Source organism: Streptomyces sp. SID12501 (assembly GCF_010550245.1).
Classification (GTDB): Bacteria; Actinomycetota; Actinomycetes; order Streptomycetales; family Streptomycetaceae; genus Streptomyces.
Genome location: NZ_JAAGLU010000107.1, coordinates 1 through 1,330, shown reverse-complemented (window position 1 = coordinate 1,330; position 1,330 = coordinate 1). Strand labels below are relative to the sequence as shown.

The following is a 1,330-nucleotide window of genomic DNA, read 5'->3' as shown; positions in this document are numbered from 1 at the left end:
TGAACCGTTCCGGGTTCGGTAGGGACTCGATCATTTGAGAGGATCGAGTCATGGCACGTCCTTCCCGGTACCCGCTTGAGCTGCGCAAACGAGCCGTCCGCATGGTCGCCGAGGTGCGGCCGGAGTACGACACCGAGTGGTCCGCGATGAAGGCGGTCGCCGCCAAGCTCGGTATCGGCACGACCGAGACGCTGCGTAAGTGGGTGCGGCAGGACCAGATCGACGCCGGCGCTCGGCCGGGCACGACGACGGATGAGTCTGCGGAGCTGAAGCGGCTGAAGAAGGAGAACGCTGAGCTGAAGAGGGCGAACGACATCCTCAAGGCGGCAGCGTCTTTCTTCGCGGCCGAGCTCGACCGGCCACACACACGCTCGTAGCGTTCATCGACGAGTGCAAGGGCCGCTTCGGCGGCGTCGAGCCGATCTGCCGGGTCCTCACCGACCACGACTGCAAGATCGCCCCCTCCACCTATTACGCCCACCGCAAACGCCAGGCCGCTCCCGCGGCCCGCACCGTCCGCGACACTGAACTCAAGCCCCTGATCAAGGAGGCGTTCGACGCCAACTACCGCGTCTACGGCGCCAGGAAGATCTGGCGGCACCTGAACCGACAGGGCCATCCCGTGGCCCGCTGCACCGTCGAACGCCTCATGCGCGAACTCGGCATCACCGGCGCCGTCCGCGGGAAGAAGGTGATCACCACGATCCCTGCCCCCTCCGCACCCCGGGCGCCGGACCTGGTCGACCGCGACTTCGTCGCCGACGCACCGAACCGTTGCTGGGTCGCAGACTTCACCCACGTGGCGACCTGGACCGGCGTTGTCTACGTCGCCTTCGTCGTGGACACTTTCTCGCGCCGCTTCGTCGGTTGGTCGGCGGCCACCACGAAGGAGACCCGGCTCGTCCTGGACGCGCTGGAGATGGCCTTGTGGCAACGTGACCGCGATCAACACCCCTATATTCGTGGCGAGTTGATACATCACTCGGATGCCGGGTCGCAGTACACGTCGTTCAAGCTGGCCGAACACCTCGACGCCGCCTGCATCGCAGCGAGCATCGGCTCGGTCGGGGACGCCCTGGACAACGCCCTGATGGAATCGACAATCGGGCTCTACAAAACCGAGTTGATCAAGCCCCGGAGGCCGTGGCGAACGCTCTCCCAGGTCGAGCTCGCCACCGCTGAGTGGGTCGACTGGTACAACCACGGCCGACTCCACGGTGAGATAGGGCACATCCCGCCCGTCGAGTACGAAGCGATTCACTACCTCAACACCACGAAACCCCAGGTCACACCCAACATCTGAGATCTCTATCGAACCCGGAACGGTTCA

Annotated in this window: 1 protein-coding gene; it reads left to right on the top strand. The window is 65.0% G+C overall.

Features of this window, described 5'->3' with window-relative positions; all coding sequences use genetic code 11:
• Positions 1-50: 50 nt before the first annotated feature.
• Positions 51-1,303, top strand: a protein-coding gene (locus tag G3I71_RS44620) for an IS3 family transposase (protein ID WP_164324582.1) whose coding sequence is annotated in 2 segments (ribosomal slippage) — positions 51-333 and positions 333-1,303 — 1,254 coding nt in all. Because the reading frame shifts where the segments join, the coding sequence is not laid out codon by codon here.
• Positions 1,304-1,330: the final 27 nt, after the last annotated feature.